The 23,059-nt window shown below is 34.6% G+C and carries 20 protein-coding genes and 1 other annotated feature; of the genes, 18 read left to right on the top strand and 2 right to left on the bottom strand.

The annotated features are described in order from the left end of the window. Positions 1-6: 6 nt before the first annotated feature. From ACH0B5_RS07860 to ACH0B5_RS07775, 18 genes are all read left to right on the top strand, one after another. Entirely contained in the window at positions 7-375 is a 369-nt protein-coding gene (locus tag ACH0B5_RS07860) for a small basic family protein (protein ID WP_122970276.1), read from the top strand. A 98-nt stretch (positions 376-473) separates the two neighbouring features. Next, positions 474-1,766, top strand: a complete 1,293-nt coding sequence (ftsA, locus tag ACH0B5_RS07855) for a cell division protein FtsA (RefSeq protein ID WP_122970277.1) — start codon at positions 474-476, stop codon at positions 1,764-1,766. 33 nt (positions 1,767-1,799) lie between these two features. Beyond that, on the top strand, positions 1,800-2,969 hold the full coding sequence (gene ftsZ, locus ACH0B5_RS07850; RefSeq protein WP_341361857.1) for a cell division protein FtsZ: 1,170 nt from the start codon (positions 1,800-1,802) through the stop codon (positions 2,967-2,969). Positions 2,970-3,225: 256 nt separating this feature from the next. Then, on the top strand, positions 3,226-4,050 hold the full coding sequence (locus tag ACH0B5_RS07845; RefSeq protein ID WP_122970279.1) for a sigma-E processing peptidase SpoIIGA: 825 nt from the start codon (positions 3,226-3,228) through the stop codon (positions 4,048-4,050). A gap of 134 nt (positions 4,051-4,184) precedes the next feature. After that, on the top strand, positions 4,185-4,892 hold the full coding sequence (gene sigE / locus ACH0B5_RS07840) for an RNA polymerase sporulation sigma factor SigE (protein ID WP_122970280.1): 708 nt from the start codon (positions 4,185-4,187) through the stop codon (positions 4,890-4,892). A gap of 210 nt (positions 4,893-5,102) precedes the next feature. Next, a complete protein-coding gene (sigG, locus tag ACH0B5_RS07835; RefSeq protein ID WP_097072057.1) occupies positions 5,103-5,885 on the top strand; it encodes an RNA polymerase sporulation sigma factor SigG in 783 nt (260 codons plus the stop codon). Between the two features lie 100 nt (positions 5,886-5,985). Continuing rightward, on the top strand, positions 5,986-6,222 hold the full coding sequence (locus ACH0B5_RS07830; protein ID WP_341361858.1) for a PRC-barrel domain-containing protein: 237 nt from the start codon (positions 5,986-5,988) through the stop codon (positions 6,220-6,222). Positions 6,223-6,298: 76 nt separating this feature from the next. Beyond that, the gene (locus tag ACH0B5_RS07825) at positions 6,299-6,967 is read left to right on the top strand and encodes a YggS family pyridoxal phosphate-dependent enzyme (RefSeq protein ID WP_122970282.1); all 669 of its coding nucleotides are present in this window, start codon (positions 6,299-6,301) and stop codon (positions 6,965-6,967) included. A gap of 16 nt (positions 6,968-6,983) precedes the next feature. After that, positions 6,984-7,457: a cell division protein SepF gene (locus ACH0B5_RS07820; protein ID WP_406927674.1), complete on the top strand. Its 474-nt coding sequence runs from the start codon at positions 6,984-6,986 to the stop codon at positions 7,455-7,457. Between the two features lie 138 nt (positions 7,458-7,595). Then, positions 7,596-7,877 (top strand): YggT family protein, encoded by a 282-nt coding sequence (locus tag ACH0B5_RS07815; RefSeq protein ID WP_122970284.1) that lies wholly within the window; start codon positions 7,596-7,598, stop codon positions 7,875-7,877. Positions 7,878-8,010: 133 nt separating this feature from the next. Next, positions 8,011-8,793: a YlmH family RNA-binding protein gene (locus ACH0B5_RS07810; protein WP_406927673.1), complete on the top strand. Its 783-nt coding sequence runs from the start codon at positions 8,011-8,013 to the stop codon at positions 8,791-8,793. A gap of 97 nt (positions 8,794-8,890) precedes the next feature. Next, positions 8,891-9,427: a DivIVA domain-containing protein gene (locus ACH0B5_RS07805; protein ID WP_122970286.1), complete on the top strand. Its 537-nt coding sequence runs from the start codon at positions 8,891-8,893 to the stop codon at positions 9,425-9,427. Between the two features lie 81 nt (positions 9,428-9,508). Continuing rightward, positions 9,509-9,792: a binding site (T-box leader), on the top strand. Positions 9,793-9,866: 74 nt separating this feature from the next. Further along, entirely contained in the window at positions 9,867-12,626 is a 2,760-nt protein-coding gene (gene ileS / locus ACH0B5_RS07800) for an isoleucine--tRNA ligase (protein ID WP_406927672.1), read from the top strand. Positions 12,627-13,021: 395 nt separating this feature from the next. Beyond that, a complete protein-coding gene (locus ACH0B5_RS07795; RefSeq protein ID WP_406927671.1) occupies positions 13,022-13,714 on the top strand; it encodes a GntR family transcriptional regulator in 693 nt (230 codons plus the stop codon). 119 nt (positions 13,715-13,833) lie between these two features. Continuing rightward, positions 13,834-14,904, top strand: a complete 1,071-nt coding sequence (gene uxuA, locus ACH0B5_RS07790) for a mannonate dehydratase (protein WP_406927670.1) — start codon at positions 13,834-13,836, stop codon at positions 14,902-14,904. 139 nt (positions 14,905-15,043) lie between these two features. Next, the gene (locus tag ACH0B5_RS07785; protein ID WP_406927669.1) at positions 15,044-16,618 is read left to right on the top strand and encodes an MFS transporter; all 1,575 of its coding nucleotides are present in this window, start codon (positions 15,044-15,046) and stop codon (positions 16,616-16,618) included. Beyond that, positions 16,599-18,035: a glucuronate isomerase gene (uxaC, locus tag ACH0B5_RS07780; protein ID WP_406927668.1), complete on the top strand. Its 1,437-nt coding sequence runs from the start codon at positions 16,599-16,601 to the stop codon at positions 18,033-18,035. The genes ACH0B5_RS07785 and uxaC overlap by 20 nt, the downstream gene beginning before the upstream one ends. Before the next feature lie 20 nt (positions 18,036-18,055). Then, positions 18,056-19,396, top strand: coding sequence for a mannitol dehydrogenase family protein (locus ACH0B5_RS07775; RefSeq protein ID WP_406927667.1), 1,341 nt, complete (start codon positions 18,056-18,058; stop codon positions 19,394-19,396). Positions 19,397-19,497: 101 nt separating this feature from the next. On the opposite strand, the gene ACH0B5_RS07770 is transcribed toward ACH0B5_RS07775, so the two are convergent. Both ACH0B5_RS07770 and ACH0B5_RS07765 read right to left on the bottom strand, forming a co-directional pair. After that, complete coding sequence (locus tag ACH0B5_RS07770) at positions 19,498-21,306, bottom strand: UvrD-helicase domain-containing protein (RefSeq protein ID WP_406927666.1); 1,809 nt, start codon at positions 21,304-21,306, stop codon at positions 19,498-19,500. Beyond that, positions 21,299-23,038, bottom strand: coding sequence for an ATP-dependent nuclease (locus ACH0B5_RS07765; RefSeq protein ID WP_406927665.1), 1,740 nt, complete (start codon positions 23,036-23,038; stop codon positions 21,299-21,301). The genes ACH0B5_RS07770 and ACH0B5_RS07765 overlap by 8 nt, the downstream gene beginning before the upstream one ends. Between the last annotated feature and the right edge of the window lie 21 nt (positions 23,039-23,059).

Here is a 23,059-nt window from a genome sequence, read left to right as displayed (position 1 = left end):
GAAAGTATGTGGTTACCATTATTAGGATTAATTTTAGGTCTAGGATTAGGGTTATTAGCGGATATTCAAATTCCTACAGTCTATGAAAATTATTTATCCATTGCTGTGCTTGCAGCCCTTGATACAATTTTTGGTGGAATCCGTGCAAATTTACAACAAGTTTATGATGATAAAGTATTTTTATCCGGTTTCTTCTTTAATATCGCTTTAGCTGCTGGATTAGCATTTTTAGGTGTTCATCTAGGCGTAGACTTATATTTAGCAGCCATTTTCGCCTTTGGTGTTCGATTATTCCAAAATATTGCAGTAATTCGACGGATTTTGATAACAAAATGGGAAGAGAGACATATAAAAAAGGATGAAAATACAGTATAATAGCTGTAAAATTAAAGAGTATACACGGAATTATTTAGACAATAGCTGGGAATTACAATAGAATAAAATATAGTAGTAAACGAAGGAGGTGCGGAATGATGAATCACCAAGATATTTATATTTCACTCGATATTGGTTCATCCTCTATTAAAGTTTTGATAGGAGATATTACTGACAATCAATTACATGTGATTGGTGTAGGTAATGTAAAATCAAACGGTATCCGTAAAGGTGCTATTGTTGATATAGATGCAACCGTACAATCAATTAAAAAAGCCGTAGATCAAGCAGAAAGAATGACTGGCATCAAAATAGATGAAGTGGTGCTCGGTATTCCTGCAAATCAAACGACTCTTCAACCTGTGAAAGGGGTTGTTGCAGTCAATAGTGAAAACCGTGAAATTACAGATGAAGATTTAGAAAGAGTAATTGAATCCGCACAAGTGATGTCAATTCCACCAGAGAGAGAACTTGTTAACTTAATTCCACGTCAATTTATTGTAGATAATCTAGATGAAATCAAAGACCCTCGAGGTATGATTGGTATTCGTTTAGAAATGGATGCTACAATGATTACAACTTCAAAGACATTAGTACACAATGTACTTCGCTGTGTAGAGCGTGCTGGGTTACAAATAAGGGAAATTTATTTACAACCATTAGCAGCAGGATTTTTCGCACTTACTGAAGATGAGAAAAATCAAGGAACTGCCTATATTGATATAGGGGGAGGCTCTACAACAGTTGCGGTTTTTGAAGATGGTTTGCTGACTAGAACAGGAGTAATTCCAGTCGGTGGCGAACATTTAACTAAAGATTTATCAATAGTATTAAAAACCCCAACAGAACAAGCCGAAATAATAAAAAAACAGTTTGGACATGCATTTTACGATGATGCTTCGGATGAAGAAATTTTTGAAGTTCCGGTATCAGGTACAGATGCAATGGATCAATATAGTCAAAAATTTATTTCCGAAGTGATCGGAGTACGTCTTGAAGAGTTATTCGAACTCGTTTTAGATGAATTAGCTCGATTAGGAGTTCGTGACTTACCAGGTGGAGTAGTCCTTACAGGTGGCGTTGCTCAATTAGAAGGTATTGCACAGCTTGCTAGACAAATTATGCAAACACGTGTAAGAATTTATACTCCAGACTATATAGGAGTTCGAGAACCTGCTTATACAACTGCTGTTGGTTTAATACGATATGCGCATTTAGATGATGAGTTTTATGGTCGAAGTACAAATCAGACACCTGCATTAGCAACAACTGGTGTCGGATCAACACCTCCTAAAAAACAATCAAACGCACCGGAAAAAGTAAGCAACAGTACGAATAAAACAAGCGTAATCAATAAAGCTAAGAAACTATTTGATAAGTTCTTTGAATAATATTTCGAGATAAATGTGGCAGGAGGAGAAACTATGTTAGAATTTGATACGAGTATAGACCAACTGGCTAACATCAAAGTCATTGGTGTTGGTGGTGGCGGTAACAATGCAGTAAATAGAATGATTGAGCACGGTGTACAAGGCGTGGATTTTATCGCTGTAAATACAGATGCACAAGCTTTAAATCTATCAAAAGCTGAATATAAATTACAGATTGGTAACAAGTTAACAAGAGGGCTAGGTGCAGGTGCTAACCCGGAAGTAGGAAAAAAAGCAGCAGAAGAAAGTCGCGAACAAATTGAAGAAGTTCTACGTGGCGCAGATATGGTGTTCGTAACTGCTGGTATGGGTGGAGGAACTGGTACAGGTGCGGCTCCTGTTATTGCTTCTATTGCCCGTGATTTAGGAGCATTAACTGTAGGTGTCGTAACACGTCCTTTTTCCTTTGAAGGCCGTAAACGTCAAACTCAAGCAATTGGTGGTATTGCAGCAATGAAAGAAGCTGTTGATACTTTAATCGTCATTCCGAATGATAAATTATTACAAATTGTTGATAAAAGTACACCAATGCTTGAAGCTTTCCGTGAAGCAGATAATGTATTACGTCAAGGTGTACAAGGTATATCCGATCTTATCGCAACACCAGGTCTTATTAACCTAGACTTTGCTGACGTTAAAACGATAATGTCTGACAAAGGTTCTGCTCTTATGGGAATCGGGATTGCAACAGGTGAAAATCGTGCAACGGAAGCAGCTAAAAAAGCAATTTCAAGTCCACTTCTTGAGACTTCAATTGATGGAGCTAAAGGTGTTATTATGAATATTACAGGTGGCTCTAACTTAAGTTTATTTGAAGTTCAAGAGGCTGCTGATATTGTCGCTTCTGCATCTGATGAAGAAGTGAATATGATTTTCGGTTCGGTTATTAACGAAAACTTAAATGATGAAATTATCGTAACAGTAATCGCAACTGGTTTTTCTGAAGATGTAATTTCACAACAGCAACGTCAACAAAATTCTCGTCCGATGGGAACTGTACGTGGTGGACAAACACAGCAACCGCAAGTACCAATTCGTGAACGAGTACAAGAACAACAGCAACAACAACAAAATGTACAACATGAACCACAAAGACAGGCTCAGCAATTAGATGATTTATTAGACATTCCGACATTTTTACGAAATCGTCGAAATAGAGGGTAATGAACATAATTCGACAAAAAGGAGACTCATAGTTTATGAGTCTCCTTTTTTTATGTAAAAATACTTCATGATATTTTCTTTCATTCCTTTATTACCAATGATTAAAGGAATTTTAATAATTAAAACGTTTCTGTTTTTCGTGTCATATTTTCTCCTTTAATCGAAAATTTTGTCAAAAAGAAATTTAGATTTCATACAATGTTTTGACATTTTCTTTAACAGACGAATGGTAATCTATTTTTAGGAGGACGCTGAAATGATTGGAGAATTACTCATACTATACAATACGTTGTTTAACTATTTTTTATTAAAGTTCACACAAGAAATAACGGGATTGTATGTAAAAAGGAGTAGATTGCTCCTTAGTGCGTTTTGTAGTGGATTCATCGCAGCAATTTTTTATCAAACGTTATTTGGAGCTGTACTAAGTTTCATTGTATTAATTGGACTTGCATTTTCTTTTCGACTCCAATCGTTGTTAAAACAAGGAACAGTCTTATTTATTACTACTTTCTTTCTTGGTGGTGTTTTAACAAGCCTACTTCCTTTTTTACTAAATCAATCCGAGGTTGCTTTTTTTATTTTATGCATAGCCATCGCCTTTTTAAGTTTAACAACGATTCACACAAAGTGGAGAAATATGATGCAAGAAAAAATTCAACATTCATTTGTAGTGGATTGTGACCTTGAGCTATTTAAAAAAACATATCGTTTAAAGGGTTTTATTGATACGGGAAACGAATGTATTGAACCAATTAGTGGAAAACCGGTTCATTTTCTCTCCTATACAGCAATAAGTAAGGAGCTCCCGAGTGATTTCCAAGAAGCATTACTTACGTGGGATGATAAAAACCCTTATCAATTAAAAATGTTTCCTACTTACGTTTATCCAAAAGTGCGGGTGCTTTCTTTATCGACAGTCCAACAAGAACGTTCATTAGTACTTGCCTTCCGATTTGATAAATTAAAAATTAGTGGTAGTGTTTCAAAGGAAATTGTTGATCAATATGTTGTTTTAACTAGAAATGATGCGAGGTATCCTCAAGACGCACAAATGATTCTTCACGTTTTGGCACTATAACTACTTGTTTTTTAAAAGTTTCATAGTAGTAAATGCTCCGACGGATGTCACAGATTACTTGAAGGCAACTAATCTGGACAGCGAATATAAGCGTATTCGTATTCATCAAATTTACACATAAAGGGGGAAAATGATTGTTTAATAAATTAATCGACTTATTTAGAAAAATTTGGAGTAAGTTTCGACTCAAAGGAACTTACTATATAGGAGGGCACGATTCATTGCCAGTACCATTAACTAGAGAAGAAGAGATGACAGTTATTGAAGCCTTTATGAATGGTGATTTGAGAGCAAGAGACACACTAATTGAAAGAAATTTACGTCTTGTTGTTTATATTGCAAGACGATTCGATAATACTGGTACGCCTATAGAGGATTTAATTAGTATTGGATCCATTGGCTTAATTAAAGCAATTGAAACATTTAATACAGAAAAGAATATAAAATTAGCGACTTATGCTTCTAGATGTATTGAAAATGAAATTTTAATGCATTTAAGAAAGACGAGCCGCATGAAGGGAGAAGTTTCGTTAGATGAACCTTTGAATTCAGATCCTGACGGAAATGAATTACTCCTTTCAGATATATTAGGAACGGAAGAACAAATTATTATGAATGATGTTGAAAAGAAAATCGAACGGCAACATATGTTTCAAGCAATTAATGGCTTAAGTGAAAGGGAAAGATATATTATGGAATGCCGTTTTGGCTTAAATGGAAAGCAAGAAATGACGCAAAAAGAAGTGGCTGACCATTTAGGAATTTCCCAATCCTATATATCAAGATTAGAAAAGAAAATTATATTAGATCTTCGAGAACATTTAAACCAACCAATTTCATAAGCTCATATTGGCCTACATTTTCTTCTGTTAAATATGCGAATGAAGCTATTTCGAAGTAATTGAACAACGTATGAAGTTCAAATTAGAACGCTCCTTTCTCTAATTGATTGGATGAAATTGGACAAGGATTTTGTGCATATTCTTCTTTTTTCCGGACAAACTTAAAAAACAGTTCAGAGATAAAAAACAGACAGTTCGGAGGAAAAGAAGATGGTTCGTACAAAAGTAGAACTTTGTGGTGTAGATACTGCTTCTTTGCCAGTGCTAAAACATGAAGAGATGAGAGAGCTGTTCGTTCGCTTACAGTCAGGAGAAGAATGGGTAAGAGATGAACTTGTTATTTGTAATTTAAGGCTTGTATTAAGTATTGTCGGTAGATTTTCTTATCGTGGTGAACAAGCAGATGACCTTTTCCAAGTGGGATGCATCGGATTATTAAAAGCTATAGATCATTTCGATTTGAAGCATAATGTGCGTTTTTCAACATATGCTGTACCGATGATCATTGGTGAAATTCGAAGACATTTACGAGATCATCACGCATTAAGAGTATCTAGATCATTAAGAGACATTGCTTATAAAGCAATGCAGGCAAAGGAAAAATTTATTTCGGAAAATTTATATGAACCGACAATCGAACAGTTAGCTGAAGCAATTGAAATGAAAAAAGAAGATGTATTATATGCATTAGATGCCATTCAGGATCCTTTATCCTTACAGGAGCCTATTTATTCAGATGGCGGTGATGCAGTATATATTATGGATCAATTAAGAGATGATGATGTGTCGGAAGACCAATGGGTTGCGTATGTTAGTGTAAAAGAAAGTATGCAAAAATTAGACGAACGACAACAAATGATTCTATCTAAACGATTCTATTATGGCGAAACACAAACTGAAATTGCAAAATCACTCGGTATTTCTCAAGCGCAAATTTCGAGATTAGAGAAAAATGCCATTGAGACAATGCAAAAAGACTATAAACTAGGATAACAAATGCAGCGCACTTATTTTAAGTGCGTTTTTATTTTTAAGTAGAAAAGAGAATTTATATAATTTCATCCCATTAAAAAGTAGAGGAAAGGAGATTTTCTTGCGATTTTCAGATGTACAACAAAAGGAAATTATAGAAGCGGGGAATGGAAGATTTATCGGATATATCATTGATGCGGAAGTTTGCGAAAAGACAGGAAGTATTATTGCTTTTCTCGTTGCAGAGCCTAAAAAGTTTATGTCTTTTATGCAAAATGAAGAACATGTAAGAAAAGTACCAATTACTGATATTCTCGTCGTAGGGAAAGATGTTATTTTAGTGCGTGAAGATAGTTAAAGCAGTACTATTCATTGAAAATTACTTACTAGATTGATACAATGAAGGAAACTATTGATGTAAAGTTGGGTTTAAAATGGCAAGAATAATTGATAATTTAAATACTATATCGAAAAAAATTGATGAAGCCAAAAAACGCACACAAGCGACACAAGATGTAACGATTATTGCTGTAACGAAACAAGTGTCTACAGAAAGAGCGGTTGAAGCCGTTGAAGCTGGATTAAATCATTTAGGTGAAAATCGTCCAGAAGGATTATTAAGTAAAAAGGGCGAAATGAATAATCAAGCGATATGGCATTACATCGGGTCATTACAATCAAGAAAAGTGAAACAAGTGATAAATGAAATCGACTACTTACATTCATTGGATCGTTTTAGTCTAGCGGAAGAAATTAATAAACGGGCTGAAAAAACGATAAAATGTTTTGTACAGGTTAACGTTTCAGGAGAACAAACGAAACATGGATTATCGAAGGAAGAAGTTATTCCATTCATTCAATCTTTACAACAATTCGATAAAATTCAAGTAGTTGGATTAATGACGATGGCTCCAAATACAGAAGATGAAACGATTATTCGCCATGTATTTCGTGAACTAAAAAAATTACAGCAGGACGTTGTTGAGTTGAACTTGCCCTTTGCACCTTGCCAAGAACTGTCAATGGGGATGTCAAATGATTTCGACATTGCAGTAGAAGAAGGTGCAACGTTTGTAAGAATAGGAACAGCTCTTGTTGGATAGAAATGAGGGATACTAGATGAGTATGAAAAATAAAATTAAAAATTTCTTTTATTTAGAAGAAGATGAATCAGTAGAAATCGAAGCATCAAGTAAACCAGTTCATATTTCTAAAGAGCAACCCGTTGTAAAGTCACGACCTAAAAAGGAAAGAAAGCTTGCTGAGGTTGAACCCCAACAGTCACAACCACGCAATGTTGTCAGCTTACAGGCGGCAAACTCACTAAAAAATTCAAAAGTTGTAATTGTTGAGCCACGTGTATATGCAGAGGCGCAAGATATTTCTGAGCATTTGAAAAATAAACGGGCAATTATCGTAAATCTACAGCGCATCGATCGTGAAGCGGGAATTCGTATTATCGATTTCCTAAGCGGTACGGTTTATGCTCTAGGTGGAGATATTCAACGTATCGGTACAGATATTTTCTTATGTACACCGGATAATGTGGAAGTATCTGGGGAAATATCAAATTATTTATATGAGGAATTTTAACTTCATTCCCCTAAATGGGGGATGAAGTGACCCTCAAGCAATGTAGAAGTATTTTATTTCTATAGGTACATACTAACTTTTTATAAAGGCTACTTTGCTACAAGAGGAACTTTAATTTAGAGAGGGTAATTAATTTATATGATGATCTATTCAATCAGTACAGTTATTACAATGGCCTTTTCGATTTATTCGTTTATGCTTATCATTTACATTTTAATGTCTTGGGTTCCGGCCGCACAAGGTTCGGCCTTTGGACGACTTCTTGCAAAATTATGTGAACCATATTTAGGTTTCTTTAGAAAATTCATCCCACCTATCGGTATGATTGATTTTTCGCCTATTATTGCGATTTTATTACTGACTTTCATCGAACGTGGGATAAAAATTGTCGTTTTCAATCTATATAACATGTTAACTTAAGTCAAATACTAAAAAAAGAAGTCATTCTTTCGATATTTAAGGAGACGTTTCCAACAATTTTGAAACGTCCCTTTTTTAATACGATAAATTGGGCAGTATATAAATATATAGTTAATCAAAGTGAGCTGAGAAAATGGAGCATTTAATTCAACATTTTAGAAAAGACGAACAAACTTTCATCGAAAAAGTCATCGGGTGGCAAAGGGAAGTAGAAGATCGATTTACACCAAAATTAACGGATTTTCTTGATCCTCGGGAAAGATTTATTGTTTCTTCTATTGTTGGTCAAAATAACGAACTATCCGTTCATCATTTTGGAGGGTTTGATGAAGCAGAAAGACAAAGACTTTTTATTTGTCCCAATTATTTTCAACCAACGAAGAATGATTTTGAAATTTCCTTTTTTGCAGTGAATTATCCTTCTAAGTTTGTTCAGTTAAAACATCCAGATGTATTAGGAGCTTTATTATCGTTAGGCATTGGACGTAGTAAGTTCGGTGATATTCGGATTGAAGAGGATATAATTCAATTTGCAGTCGCTAAAGAAGTCCAAGATTACGTATTAGTGAATTTAACTTCTATTGGTAAATCAAAAGTGAAGTTGGAACAAATTGATTATCATCAATTAATTAAACTAGAAGAAGAATGGTTCGATAAAACCTATACAGTATCTTCTATGCGATTAGACGTTATTATTGCCACAGTTCTTAATATATCGAGACAAAAATCTCAAAGTTTAATTAAAGCAGGCAAAGTTAAAGTCAATTGGACGATAAGAGAGGATGCTTCCTTTGAAGTACAAGAAGGTGATATTCTTTCGGCTCGTGGATTTGGCAGATTAAAAGTGATAATGTCTGAAGGACGGACGAAAAAGGATAAACTTCGACTTCAAATAGGCCGATTAGAGAAAAAATAGTAGATTAAAGTAAAAAATTACGAAATTTTGATGTCATGTTTCAACGACAAGCTGTATAATAGATTTATATATTTAAATGAAGAAGGAGTGTTGACGAATGCCATTATCACCTCTCGATATACATAATAAAGAATTTACTAGAGGCTTCAGAGGATATGCAGAAGACGAAGTGAATGAATTTTTAGATCAAATCATAAAAGATTATGAAATTCTTATTCGTGAAAAGAAGGAATTAGAAAATAAAGTAAAAACAATGACTGAGCAAATGAGTCATTACAATACACTTGAAGAAACGTTACAAAAATCGATTGTAGTTGCACAAGAAGCAGCTGAAGAAGTTCGTCGTAACTCACAACAAGAAGCAAAATTAATTATTAAAGAAGCTGAGAAAAATGCAGATCGAATTGTAAATGAAGCATTATCAAAAGCTCGTAAAATTGCTATTGAAATTGATGCGTTGAAAAAACAATCGAAAGTTTTCCGTAATCGTTTCAAAATGTTAGTAGAAGCCCAATTAGATTTATTAAACACGGATGATTGGGAACATTTATTAGAATATGAAATTGGGTTAACGGAAATCCAAAACCATGCACGACAAGAAGATGATGATTTAGAAATAACAACGGAAGGTTAATTTCTGTCAATCTTCATCGATTTACTTGACTGAATTTCTTCATTTCCATATACTGATATACACGAGTATGAAAAATTGATATTTTGGGCGTTGAAGGAGACAGTATTTTTTGAAAGTGGATAAAAGCGATTCGAGGATGGTGAAAGCTCGAACGAAACATTCAAAAAAGAAGATCACTCCTGAGCTAAATCACTGAAAAGGTGTTAGAACGGTAACACACCCGTTAACCTATAATTAAAATAGGTGGACGATTTTTGATTAAGTGATTTCGTTTCACACGACGTTACAGTGTCTAAGAGGCGGTTAACCATTTCGTTTTCCGCAAATTAGGGTGGTACCACGAGTAATAGCTTCTCGTCCCTTCAGGGATGTGAAGCTTTTTTTATTTTTTAGGTGCTTAACAATTAGACTTAAGGAAACATTAAAGGAGGATTTTACTATGGTAGAGTACAAAGATACATTGCTAATGCCAAAAACTGATTTCCCCATGCGCGGAAATTTACCAGCTAATGAACCAAAAATGCAAGAAAAATGGGAAGAAATGGACATTAACGCTCTAGTAAATGAGCGGACAAAAGATCGACCTCACTTCGTTTTACATGATGGACCTCCCTACGCAAATGGTGACATTCACATCGGTCATGCTTTAAATAAAGTATTGAAAGATATGATTACCCGCCATCGTTCAATGACTGGTTACCATGCACCGTATGTTCCAGGTTGGGATACGCACGGTTTACCAATTGAGCAAGCGTTAACAAATAAAGGAGTAAAGCGTAAAGAATTAACAATTGCTGAATTCCGTGAGCTTTGTGAAAAATACGCTTATGAACAAATTGAAAACCAAAAAACTCAATTTAAACGTCTAGGAGTTCGTGGTGAATGGAATAACCCTTATATTACATTGAAGCCAGAATTCGAATCACGTCAAATTGAAGTGTTCGGAAAAATGGCTGAAAAGGGATATATTTATAAAGGGTTAAAACCGGTTTATTGGTCCCCTTCTTCTGAATCAGCATTAGCAGAAGCGGAAATTGAATATAAAGATATTAAATCACCATCTATTTATGTAAGCTTTGAAATTAAAGATGCAAAAGGTGTTGTACCACAAGATGCTAAATTTATTATTTGGACGACAACACCATGGACGATTCCAGCGAACTTAGGAATTTCTTTAAATGCTGAAATTACGTATGTTGTAGTATCAGTCAATGATAATAAATTCATTATCGCAAAAGACTTACTTGAAACAGTTTCCCAAAATTTAGAATGGGAAAATGCGGAAGTAATTCAAGAAGTAAAAGGTGCAGAACTTGAATATGTTGTGGCTAAACATCCAATTTATGGTCGCGATTCATTAGTGATGGTTGGTGACCACGTAACGACAGAAGCAGGTACTGGGTGTGTTCATACAGCTCCTGGTCACGGGGAAGATGACTTCCTAGTGGGGAAAAGATATGGTTTAGATGTACTTAGCCCAATTAACGACCAAGGTTGCTATACTCATGAGGCCCCTGGATTCGAAGGGTTATTTTATGATGATGCTAACAAAGTGATGACAGAGAAATTAAAAGAAGTAGGCGCTTTAGAAAAATTATCATTCATCACCCATTCTTACCCACATGACTGGCGTACAAAAAAACCTGTTATTTATCGTGCTACGCCACAATGGTTCTGTTCGGTAGAAGCTTTCCGTGATGAATTATTACAAGCAGTTGAAGAAACAGCTTTCACACCATCTTGGGGTGAGACGCGTCTTTACAATATGCTTCGTGATCGTGGAGACTGGTGTATTTCAAGACAACGAGCTTGGGGTGTTCCAATTCCAGTATTCTATGCTGAAAATGGAGAAGAAATTATTACGCCAGAAACGATTGCCCATGTTTCAAAATTATTCCGTGAGCATGGTTCAAATATTTGGTTCCAAAGGGAAGCAAAAGACCTTCTACCAGAAGGATTTACTCACCCAGGTAGTCCAAATGGTAAATTTACTAAAGAAAACGATATTATGGATGTATGGTTTGACTCCGGTTCATCCCACCAAGGTGTCCTTGTAGAAAGAGGAATGAAATATCCGGCTGATCTTTATCTTGAAGGATCTGACCAACACCGTGGATGGTTCAATTCATCATTAATCACTTCTGTTGCCATTAACGGATACGCACCTTACAAAGGGTTATTAACCCACGGCTTTGTATTAGATGGAGAAGGTCGCAAAATGAGTAAATCATTAGGAAACGTCATTATTCCTGAAAAAGTGATGAATCAATATGGTGCTGACATCCTCCGTTTATGGGTAGCGTCTGTTGATTATACTGGTGATGTTCGCATTTCGATGGATATGTTAAAACAAATTTCAGAAGTGTATCGTAAAATTCGTAATACCCTTCGTTTCCTACACGGTAACGTATCTGATTTTGATCCAAAAACAGATCGAGTTGCGTATGAAGAATTGCGGGAAATGGACCAATACATGTATATGCGCTTACAAGATGTCTTAAAAGCAGTGCGTAAAGCTTATGACCGTTATGAATTCGCATCTGTTTACCATACAATCAATAACTTTGTTGCGGTTGAATTATCAGCATTCTATTTAGATGTTGCTAAAGACGTTGTTTATATTGAAGCAAAAGATAATAAAGATCGCCGTGCAATGCAAACGGTTATGTATGATACTTTGTTAACTTTACTTAAAGTATTAACACCAATCCTTCCGCATACAACGGATGAATTATGGTCTTACTTAAATGAAGAGGAAGTATCTGTACAATTAACGGATTTCCCTGAGGTTGATGAACGTAATAACTTTACAGAACTCCGAGCAAAATGGGATAAAGTAATTGCTATCCGCGATGAAGTGTTAAAAGCTCTTGAAGAAGCACGTAATGCAAAAACAATTGGTAAATCGTTAGAAGCGAAAGTAACAATTTATGCCGATAATGAAATTACTGAACTTCTAAATGATCCAGCTATTGATTTTGCTCAAAGCTGTATCGTTTCTCAACTTCAAGTAGTAGCAAATAAAGAAGGTGCTCCTGAAAATGCCCTTGTTCTTGAAAAAACTGCTATTGTAGTGGAGAAAGCAGAAGGGGAAAAATGTGAACGTTGCTGGTCCTATTCGGAAACAGTTGGTCAAAATGAATCCCATCCAACATTATGTAGCCGTTGTGCTGATGTGGTAGAAAAATATTACGTTTAATAATCATTATGAAGATTTTGGAACGACTACTGTTCTATAAATTAAGTGGCTGCTCATTTTAATTTTAAAATGAGCAGCTTTTTTATTATTTTCGATGATCCTTTCCTAAATCGTGTACATATTTTCTTGCCTTTCAATGTCCCTCCTACTTAGTGAATCAAAAAATTGCATACCTAGAATGAAAGAAAGGTTTTTTATAACTGAATAAATCTTTTATTTTTCTTGAAATTTCTAAATTTTCTAAATAAACATCTTGCCAAATTGTGGGTGTCGGCTTATAATAATTCCATAACTACCATACTAGTATATTAATATGGTTAATTTTGATGGAGGAGGTACAATTTGGATCTTTTTTGATATACTAAAAGACAGTATAGAAAGAAAGAGGAAGATGGATGGTAAACAGTATCGTTAATGCAAAAGTATTTGCCTATGAAGAAATTAAAACAGAAATTTTAAAATTAAAATTAACTCCTGGAACGAAAATCTCTGAAAAAACGATGTCTGACCGTTTAAATGTTAGCCGAACCCCTATAAGGGAAGCTTTCTTGAAATTAGCCGAGGAAGAATTGTTAACCATCGTTCCGCAAAGCGGTACGTTTGTTTCACTTATCAATTTAGATCTTGCCGAGGAGGCACGATTTGTTCGTGAGATCATCGAAACAAAGATAGTTGAAAGATGTTGTGAACATATTCCAGAAGAATCTCTCTTCAATCTGGAAGTCAACTTAAAAATGCAAGAGCATTTGGTAAACAATCATAAAGAGATTCAACAAATTGAGAAATTCCAAGATTTGGATGAACTTTTTCATAAAGAACTATTTATTGCTTCTAGAAAAGAGCGTACATGGCGAATGATTCAGAATGTAGCAGGTCATTTAAATCGGTTTCGATTATTGCGATTGATTGATACAAAAGATTTGGATTGGACCGTATTACTGAATCATCACCAGGAAATTTTTCATGCTATTTCTAAAAAAGATAAAAAAAAGGCAGTAGCACTTATGGAAGAGCATATGAGATTGATGCTGTCTGAAAAGGAAATTTTACTTCAAGAGTTTCCTGATTATTTTCATTCCCATGTATAAAAACCAAGTGTTAAGTTAGATTGTTAAAATTGGCGCTGGATAGATTTTAATATAATCCTCAAAAGTGCCGGTCAGTCTAAATAGATTAAAAATGAAAACGCTAACAAGGAGAGCTCGTTATGCAAATGACATTTCGATGGTACGGAGAAGGTAATGACTCGATTACGCTAAAGCAAATTCGTCAAATACCTGGTATGAAAGGTGTTGTATGGGCACTGCATGATATTCCTGTAGGAGAGGTTTGGCCCCTTGAAAGAATTGAGGAAGTAGTAAAACAGGCCAATGCTTATGACTTACATACTCAGGTGGTTGAGAGTGTGAATATTCATGAAGATATCAAACTCGGACTACCTTCAAGAGATCAATATATTCAGAACTATAAGGAAACATTGAAGAATCTGGGCAAAGTTGGTGTAAAAGTTGTCTGCTATAACTTTATGCCCGTATTTGATTGGTTCCGAACAGATTTGTTCAAAGAAATGGAAGATGGCAGTACGGCTTTATATTTTGACTCGGAAAAAGTTCAAGCGCTAACACCGGAACAGGTCGTTAAAAATATGGAGGAAAATGCAAAAGATTTCACGCTTCCAGGGTGGGAACCAGAAAGGTTAAGAGATTTACAGAGTCTATTTGAGCAATACAGGAATATCGATGAAGGGAATTTACTGAAAAATCTGATATATTTTTTGGAAGAAGTTTGCCCGGTTGCAGAAAGTTGCGGAATTAAGCTGGCCATACATCCGGATGATCCGCCATTTTCCATATTTGGATTGCCGCGGATTGTCAAAAACAAGGAAGATATTCAAAGGATTTTACATGCAGTAGATAGTCCTGCAAATGGGATAACGTTTTGCTCAGGTTCGTTAGGCGCAAACTTAGCGAATGATTTAGTAGATATTGTCCAATCTTTCGCCCATTGTATACCTTTTGCTCACATTCGTAATGTAAAGCACTTTGAAGACGGCAGCTTTATTGAATCTTCTCATCTAGTTGCTGATGGTTCTTTGCCCATTACAGACATTATAAAAGCTCTTTATGAGAACGGTTTTGATGGATATATTCGTCCTGACCACGGTAGACATATTTGGGATGAAGAATGCAGACCGGGTTATGGCTTATATGATCGTGCATTAGGAGCGATGTATATACATGGTGCATGGGATGCTTATGTGTTAAAAGGTAAAAAATAATTTTTCAGCAGTGAAATATATAATAGTCTGAGTTTGGGAAATGCAGGGAAAAGAGCAATCATTTTCTCCTGTTATTCCTAGAAAAATGAAAGCGTTTTACTCATTTTTTTCAGTAGTACTCTAAAATATAGGGGGGCTTATGATGCCTAGAAAAAATAAGGAAATTACGCTCAGAACGAGTATTGGCTATGGAGTAACTGATATGATGGGCGGTGGAGCGTTTACCATTATCGGTGCTTGGCTGCTATTCTTCTTTACAACCTTTGCCGGTTTATCACCGGTACAAGCTGCTTCTATTATTTCGATTGCCAGGATTGTGGATGCAGTCGTCAGTTTATTCGTTGGTAGCTTCTCGGATAACTTCTTCCGATTCAAATTTGGCCGGAAATATGGACGCCGTAGATTTTTTCTACTTGTAGGCTCTCCATTAATGTTGATCTATGTGTTACTTTGGGTAACCGGTATGAATTTTTACTATTATTTGTTCACATACTTAGCATTTGAAATTATCGCAGCGCTAGTCTTGATTCCTTGGGAAACACTTCCATCGGAAATGACAACTGATTTTAACAAACGCACAAAACTCTCTACAGCCAGAATGTTTTTTTCTGGTCTAGGTACATTCTTGGCGACCTTTATTCCTGGTCAATTATTCGGTATTCTTGGCCAAGATAGTCCTTCGGCATTTTTAATTAATGGTGCTCTTTTTGCGGTGATTTTCGCTGTTTGTGTTTATATCTCTTACCGCGCTACTTGGGAGAGGGAAGTGCCGGAAGAGATCATGCAGCAATTTATCGATCATAAGAATAACCGTGTAAGTTTTGTCGAAAGGTTAAAAGTGATTGGTCAAACATTAGCTGATTTTTGTTCGACCTTTAAAGTAAAAAGTTTCCGGAAACATTTATTAATGTATATCAGTTCGATGACTGCAAAAGATGCCTTTAATGCAGTGTTTGTTTTCTACTGTGTGTATGCTTTGAATAGTACGTCAGAAGTTGCTGCTAATTTACTTTCTTTTAGTATTATTGGATTGCCAGGCGCAATTGTTTACGGTTTTTTAATGATTAAAATAGGACCGGCTAATTTAGCGAAAATTTCTTATTCAACGATGATTCTTTGTGTATTTGGTTATACCGCTGTTTATTTCTTGCAACCTAGCAACTTAATCCTAACTTTGGTTATCATTTCGTTCGTTTATCAAATCGGGAGAAGCATGTTGGAATTTGTCCCTTGGAATGTATTCCCGTTCATTCCAGATGTCGACGAAATAATTACGAATCAAAGAAGAGAAGGAATTTTCGCTTCAGTTATGACTTTCTTTAGAAAATCTTCTGTTGCACTTGCTACTTTCTTGGTTGGTGCAATTTTGGAGGGTGGAGGATTTATTCAAAAAGCAACGACGCAACCAGACAGTGCGGTTCACACCATTATTGGTATCATGTTGGTTGGCGTAGTAGGTCTACTACTAGTGGCGTTAATTACTGCTTTTACATTCAAACTAAACAAACAAACCCATGGTATTCTTGTGGATGAAATCAATCGCTTGAAAAATAATGGCCGTAAAGAAGATGTGGATTCTAGAACGAAAGAAGTAGTGGAGGCTCTTACAGGGTATAAGTATGAAAAGTTGTGGAACGTACATCCACCTGTTGAATATTCTGGACCGGATACCAATAAAAAAGGGGAAGAATCAAATGAGACCATTTATAGATAAAGATTTTTTATTGCAAACGGAAACAGCAAAAGTGCTTTATCATGACTATGCTGCCAAAATGCCAATCTATGATTATCATTGCCACTTAGATCCTCGGGAAATCTATGAAAATAAAAGATATAAAAATATTACGGAGCTGTGGTTATATGGTGATCATTATAAATGGCGAGCAATGAGAGCAAATGGGATAGAGGAATATTACATTACGGGGGATGCGGACGACTACGAAAAATTTGTCAAATGGGCAGAAACGGTTGAAAAATTAATAGGAAACCCACTCTACCATTGGACGCATTTAGAGTTGAAACGTTATTTCCATGTGGACACGATCTTGAAAAGTTCGACTGCCAAAGAGATTTGGGAAAATTGTAATCAGATTATACAAGACCCAGAATATTCAGCACGACGTTTAATTGAACAATCAAATGTCGTGCTAATCGGTACAACAGATGATCCAATGGATGATCTGCATTACCATAAGCTCCTACAAGAGGATCAAGAATTCTCGACAACCGTGTTACCGACATTTCGACCAGATATTATTATGGCGATTCACCAAACCCAATCATGGACGGAATATGTAGGAAAGCTTGGGAAGTTGACAGAGATTGAGATTACCGATTTCAACAGTCTAATGCAAGCTTTAGAAATTAGAATCGATTATTTTAATGAAATAGGCTGTAAATTATCTGATCATAGTCTTGAGACTGTTGTCTACGAACCGGCTACATTGGAAGAACTTGATATGATTGTGCAGAAGTCATTAAATAACGTGCCGATTTCAATTAAAGAAAATAATCAATTTTTAACTCAGCTTCTTGTAAATCTTGGTAAAGCTTATCACAAGAGGGACTGGGTGATGCAGTATCATATCGGGGCATTGAGAAATGTAAATTCTCGTTTGTTCCGTGCAATTGGAGCAAATGTAGGTGTCGACTCTTTCCGAGATGGGCCAATTGCTATTCCTCTCTCTCAATTGTTGGATGAACTTGACCAAAAACAACAACTTCCTAAAACAATCTTGTATGGTCTGAATCCGAAAGATAATGAAATGCTGGCTGCGATGGCTGGCAATTTCCAAGAAGGTGGCATCCCATCAAAAGTACAGTTTGGATCAGCCTGGTGGTTTAATGATCACATTGACGGTATGGAAACACAGATGAAAGTCCTCGGAAATCTCGGACTGTTATCAAGATTTATCGGAATGCTAACAGATTCACGAAGCTTTTTATCTTATAGTCGCCATGAGTACTTTAGAAGAATTTTGTGTAATATCATTGGCAATTGGGTTGAAAATGGCGAATACCCAAATGATTTAGCTTGGTTAGATCAAATTGTTCAGGATATTTCCTATAATAACGCCCAAAAATATTTTAATTTTCACCTGAAGTCTTCGCCAATGTCGTTTGTACAATGAGGCAGAAAGGGGAAATCCTATTGTTAGAACTAGAAAAGGAGCAATTAAAAAAAAGTCCCGAGAAATTTGAAGAGATCGGGATTAAAACCCCAAAGTTTGACTTTGAAAAGGTATGGGAAGCGACACAAAAGGAGCCGATTTGGTTGCATTTCGGAGGGGGAAACTTATTTAGAGCTTTTCATTCCGTGTTGCAGCAACATTTAATCGAACTTAAAGAAACGAATAAAGGAATAATTGTTGCTTCGACATCCGATGATGCTTTGATCGAAAAAATCTACCAGCCTTATGACAATCTAAGCCTTGATGTCGTTATGAAGGCAGATGGTTCATTGGATATGGAAGTGATTGCAAGTGTGGCAGAAAGTATTCCAACCTACAATGGTCCAACTACGTGGCAAAGGTTAAAAGAGGTGGCAAGTCATCCTTCCCTCCAGTTTATTTCCCTTTCCATTACGGAAAAAGGATATGACTTAAAGGATATGGATGGCAACATACGGGAGTCGGTGCAAGAAGAAATTAAACGAGGGTTGGATCAGCCCAGTCGTCATACAATGATTTTACTGGCAGCGCTTTTACATGCAAGATATAAGGCAGGAAAGGCTCCATTAGCCCTCGTCAGCACTGATAATTTCTCCCATAATGGGGATAAGCTAAAAGAAGCCATTTTAACGGTTGCTTCCATTTGGCAGGAAAAGGATATTGTCGAGCAAGGGTTTATCGAGTATTTAAACGATAAAACGCGCATTACTTTCCCATGGAGCATGATTGACAAAATCACCCCACTTCCCTCTGCATCTGTGCAGGAAAGGTTAAGAAACATCGGCTTCGGCAGTGCTGAGCTAATTCCAAAGAGAGAAAATGGACCGCTCGTCGCACCTTTTGTGAACACGGAAGAATCCGAATATTTAGTGATTGAGGATCGTTTTCCAAACGGCAGACCACCATTAGAAAAAGTAGGTGTTTTCTTTGCCGAACGACATGTGGTAGATCTCGTGGAACGAATGAAAGTTTGTACCTGTTTAAATCCGCTTCATACCGCTTTAGCCATCTTTGGCTGCTTACTTGATTACACGTCAATCGCGGAAGAAATGAAGGATGAAGACCTGAAGGGGTTAGTGGAAAAAATCGGCTATATGGAAGGAATGAAGGTAGTGACTGATCCAGGTATCATTGATCCGATGGAGTTTATTAAAGAAGTCATTGAAGTCCGTTTTCCAAATCCAAATATCCCAGATACACCACAACGGATAGCGATAGATACATCTCAGAAGCTAGGAATTCGCTTTGGGGAAACAAAACAATCAAATTGTATGTCCAGAGGGATGATCTTGATGTCAGAGATTTATCATTTATCCCATTAACGATCGCTGCTTGGTGCCGCTATCTACTTGGCTTGAGTGGTAATCGCAGACATATTGATGTAGCAGTGTTACCTTAAAAGTTTTATTTTATAACCCATCAATTAAACACTTACTTTTTCATTAGTTTGTTTTATGTTTATTCCCGGTAGCCTTAATAGACAACTAATATTTGTTTCAGGTTGGAAATCTTCTCTTACAAAACTTCGCTGACTTGCAGTAAAAAATACTTCTTTCTTTGCTCTTGTTACTGCAACATAAAACACACTAAGTTCTTCTAAAAATTCTACTTCATTGTTTTCATTTACACTAAATATACAATAATCACCAAATATACAATTATTACGATTGCACAATCCGTTATAATTTGGAAATTGATTTTTTTCCATGTCAGGCAAAATAACATAATCCCATTCTAATCCTTTTGCTCCATGTACAGTGGTAACAATAACATTATCATCTAAAATATCAAGGTTTTGTCTTAATGACTTGTTCATAAATGTATCCATAATTATTCTGTATTTATCAGAATTTTGAAGACCCTTAAACTCATTTACAATTTTTTCTAGGAAAGCATGTAAAAGCTTAAATAATGAATTATTCATTGCATCAGAAACATTGTTATATTCTTTTTTTATTTCGTTTAAATAAAATTCAATATTTTTCTTTGAAAGACTTCTATTCTCCTCTATAAATATTGAGTAAAACTTATTCAAGCAAGTTTCATGAAATCTAATATACCGCTGATCTTCATCTGTAAATAATCCAAAAAAGAATTTTATATCGTTATATTTTAATGCTTCTAAAATCAAATTGATGTTGGGTCCGCGTTGTTTCACTAGTATTGCTATTTTACATTTGATATTCTTTGATTGTAATTCTCTAATTTGATTAACAATACCAAAAGCTTCATCTATTTGATTCTTATATAATTTGAAATTGACATTAGCGTCTTTTTTTATTGATGGATTAATTGGTTTCTTTGCATTTTCTCTAATATTTTTTTCAAGCAATAACATTTCATCATTATTTTCAAATCTATAGTTTTTTTCCAGTGCTATGTATTCCATATCGAACAGCTCTAATGTTAAATCTATAAGATTAGGTATAGCTCCTATGAACCCATAGATTCTTTGTAACGAATCTCCTAAAAAAACTAACTTACTTTCTTTATTAATTAATAACTGAATAAACGTCCAATTTAGAATGTTTGTGTCCTGAAATTCATCAATTATTATTATCGGAAAAAACTTAGTATAAAAACTTCTAATATTTTTATATTTATTTAACAACTCTATTGTCAAGGTTATAATTGAATTGTAAGATATAACCCCTTTTTCAATATACTTCGTTTTTATTATATTGTTATATTGTAGATAATTTTCTTTAATGTATTTTTCTTTATATTCCTTCGAAGCAATTGAAATATCCTTTACTAATTTTTTCTCATCTTCTAATAAGTTTATATTAAATTTATTTAGATTATTTTCACTAGAATCATCTATATTTATTAACTGGTCTATATTTTTAAGTTCCTTGCTTAATAAATATCCATATTTTTTTAATATTCGTCTACATAAACCATGAAAGTTAGAAACATATACTTTTCCCTCAATATCAGATGTTTTCAGATTCTCATTATTCGCTAAAAGTGTAGGTAAAATATTGACTACTTCATTTTTCATATTATATGCTGCATTTACGCTAAAAGTTAGAGCAAGAATTTTTTTATTGACTGGTACTTGCTTAGTTAAAATTAAATAAGCAATTTTACTTATAAGTGTTTTCGTCTTTCCATAGCCAGCTGGAGCCTCTACAATCAATCTATTTGCATCAGATAATATTACGTCTAGTTGTTTTTGGTCTCCATTATGAAGCTTTAATAATTTATCAATTATTAACTTATTATTCATATATTGACAACTCCATTGCTTTCTCTATCGCGTCCCTATATGTTTGGGGAATTTTTGTAACTGCCTCCGAAAGTAATCTTCCTTGTAAAATTGATTTATTTCCCCTAAGACTATTTAGAACGTCCGACTTCAATTCTTCTTTTAATCTCTCAAGATTTTGCCCATTATCAATCTTTTCTAGTTCTTTATAAACTGGTCTTTGTCTTGGATTTATATCAATTCCTAACTTTTTTGCTTGCCCCATAAAAAATAAATACTTCTTCGGATCGTCTGTATACTGTTCTTCTAAGTACCTAATGTAATCGGAAAAATTAAAATACATATATATATCTTCTTCGAAATCCTGCCCTTGAGTTATATATAGATTTTTTATATTTTTAAATTTGTCCCCCTCTTTTTTATCTCCATCAATTATAGAAACAGTTTCAATTCCAAATTTATTAAATAAATCAACAAGGGGTGGGATAGAATCTGCACTACCAGCAGAAATAACAGATATTTCGTAATCATCTAAGTCAATTTCCATTCTTTCTGCAAATACCTTTATAGCTAATAACTCACTGTCTCCTTCTACAAATATAACTGTTCTTGAGAAAAATGCCTCTTTAATATATTGCATATGCTTGTTTAGATGTTTTTCTAAATCATCATCCAATTCAATATCTACACCACTTGAAACTAAGACTTCCCCATTGGAATTTTTATAAATTCTAACAATATGTTTATAGTCATCTAATAATATATTTGGTGAATGGGTAACAACAAATAATTGACCTTTTATACTATTAATTCCAAACAAATCAGAAAGAAGATTGTTAAAATTTCTTTGTGAATTAGTAGTTATTCTATAAATATACTTTATTAATTTTCTTTGTAAGTGGGGATGTAGATGAATCTCTGGTTCATCCAATCCTAAAGTAATTGGAAGTGTTACCGTTCCATTACCATCAGTAATAATTGCATTTTCAAACGTTTTTTTTCGCCTTTTTATATTAAATATTCTTTCTAATATAGAAATAGGTACTAAGTTACTAAATTGTATACCATATCCTAGCTTATCTACAGGGAAATTTTCATCGTTTTTTAATATGATCAACCTTGATAATATTTCCTTGATCTCATTTCCTGTATCGGCTTTAATATCATTAGCTTCAAAAGTTTCAATTAGTTCCAATTTCGAATTAATATAATCTAACAATCCTGCCAAATAGGTATTATTAATTAAATCTTCAGGTTGAACTTTCTCATCATTTTTAGTATATAAATCTATCAAATGTGAAAGAAAACGCCCACTTCCGGTTTTAGTATTGAAATTTAATTCATTTGAGGGCTTTCTTAAAGAGTCATAATAAATAAAATTAAGTTTTTTTATTAATGAACTTGATATTACTGTTTCTGTCTCCGCGTGTATAAAAGTTATATTTTCATCTGGATTTTCCTGTAAAGCAATTATGTTAATTTGTCTTTCATTTGTAGGATCAAAAAGATCTTCAAATACTCCAATTTCATCTTCATCCAGAAATAAAGTTATCTTTATTTCTATTGATTTTTCAATATCATTGAAATCCTCATCTATAAAATTTCGTTTATTCACCAATGTATTTAATAGTTTTAGCAAATTAGACTTTTCAATGTTGTTAAGTCCAACAATAAAATTTACTTCTGAATGAAAGCTAAAACTTAGTCCATCCAACGACCTATAATTACTGATATCCAATCTTTTTATTTTCATCTATTACCATCTCCTTAATTT

It is taken from the genome of Ureibacillus sp. 179-F W5.1 NHS, from assembly GCF_045369345.1.
GTDB lineage: Bacteria > Bacillota > Bacilli > Bacillales_A > Planococcaceae > Ureibacillus > Ureibacillus halotolerans.
Note: the sequence above shows the minus strand (reverse complement) of the source record. Positions and strands in the feature narration are given on the sequence as shown.

Excerpts from the sequence above, each read along its gene's own strand:
- ACH0B5_RS07860 (WP_122970276.1), top strand. The coding sequence starts at position 7 with ATGTGGTTACCATTATTAGGATTAATTTTAGGTCTAGGATTAGGGTTA.
- ftsA (WP_122970277.1), top strand. The coding sequence starts at position 474 with ATGAATCACCAAGATATTTATATTTCACTCGATATTGGTTCATCCTCT.
- ftsZ (WP_341361857.1), top strand. The coding sequence starts at position 1,800 with ATGTTAGAATTTGATACGAGTATAGACCAACTGGCTAACATCAAAGTC.
- ACH0B5_RS07845 (WP_122970279.1), top strand. The coding sequence starts at position 3,226 with ATGATTGGAGAATTACTCATACTATACAATACGTTGTTTAACTATTTT.
- sigG (WP_097072057.1), top strand. The coding sequence starts at position 5,103 with ATGGTTCGTACAAAAGTAGAACTTTGTGGTGTAGATACTGCTTCTTTG.
- ACH0B5_RS07825 (WP_122970282.1), top strand. The coding sequence starts at position 6,299 with ATGGCAAGAATAATTGATAATTTAAATACTATATCGAAAAAAATTGAT.
- ACH0B5_RS07820 (WP_406927674.1), top strand. The coding sequence starts at position 6,984 with ATGAGTATGAAAAATAAAATTAAAAATTTCTTTTATTTAGAAGAAGAT.
- ACH0B5_RS07815 (WP_122970284.1), top strand. The coding sequence starts at position 7,596 with ATGATGATCTATTCAATCAGTACAGTTATTACAATGGCCTTTTCGATT.
- ACH0B5_RS07810 (WP_406927673.1), top strand. The coding sequence starts at position 8,011 with ATGGAGCATTTAATTCAACATTTTAGAAAAGACGAACAAACTTTCATC.
- ACH0B5_RS07805 (WP_122970286.1), top strand. The coding sequence starts at position 8,891 with ATGCCATTATCACCTCTCGATATACATAATAAAGAATTTACTAGAGGC.
- ileS (WP_406927672.1), top strand. The coding sequence starts at position 9,867 with ATGGTAGAGTACAAAGATACATTGCTAATGCCAAAAACTGATTTCCCC.
- ACH0B5_RS07795 (WP_406927671.1), top strand. The coding sequence starts at position 13,022 with ATGGTAAACAGTATCGTTAATGCAAAAGTATTTGCCTATGAAGAAATT.
- uxuA (WP_406927670.1), top strand. The coding sequence starts at position 13,834 with ATGCAAATGACATTTCGATGGTACGGAGAAGGTAATGACTCGATTACG.
- ACH0B5_RS07785 (WP_406927669.1), top strand. The coding sequence starts at position 15,044 with ATGATGCCTAGAAAAAATAAGGAAATTACGCTCAGAACGAGTATTGGC.
- uxaC (WP_406927668.1), top strand. The coding sequence starts at position 16,599 with ATGAGACCATTTATAGATAAAGATTTTTTATTGCAAACGGAAACAGCA.
- ACH0B5_RS07770 (WP_406927666.1), bottom strand. The coding sequence starts at position 21,306 with ATGAATAATAAGTTAATAATTGATAAATTATTAAAGCTTCATAATGGA.
- ACH0B5_RS07765 (WP_406927665.1), bottom strand. The coding sequence starts at position 23,038 with ATGAAAATAAAAAGATTGGATATCAGTAATTATAGGTCGTTGGATGGA.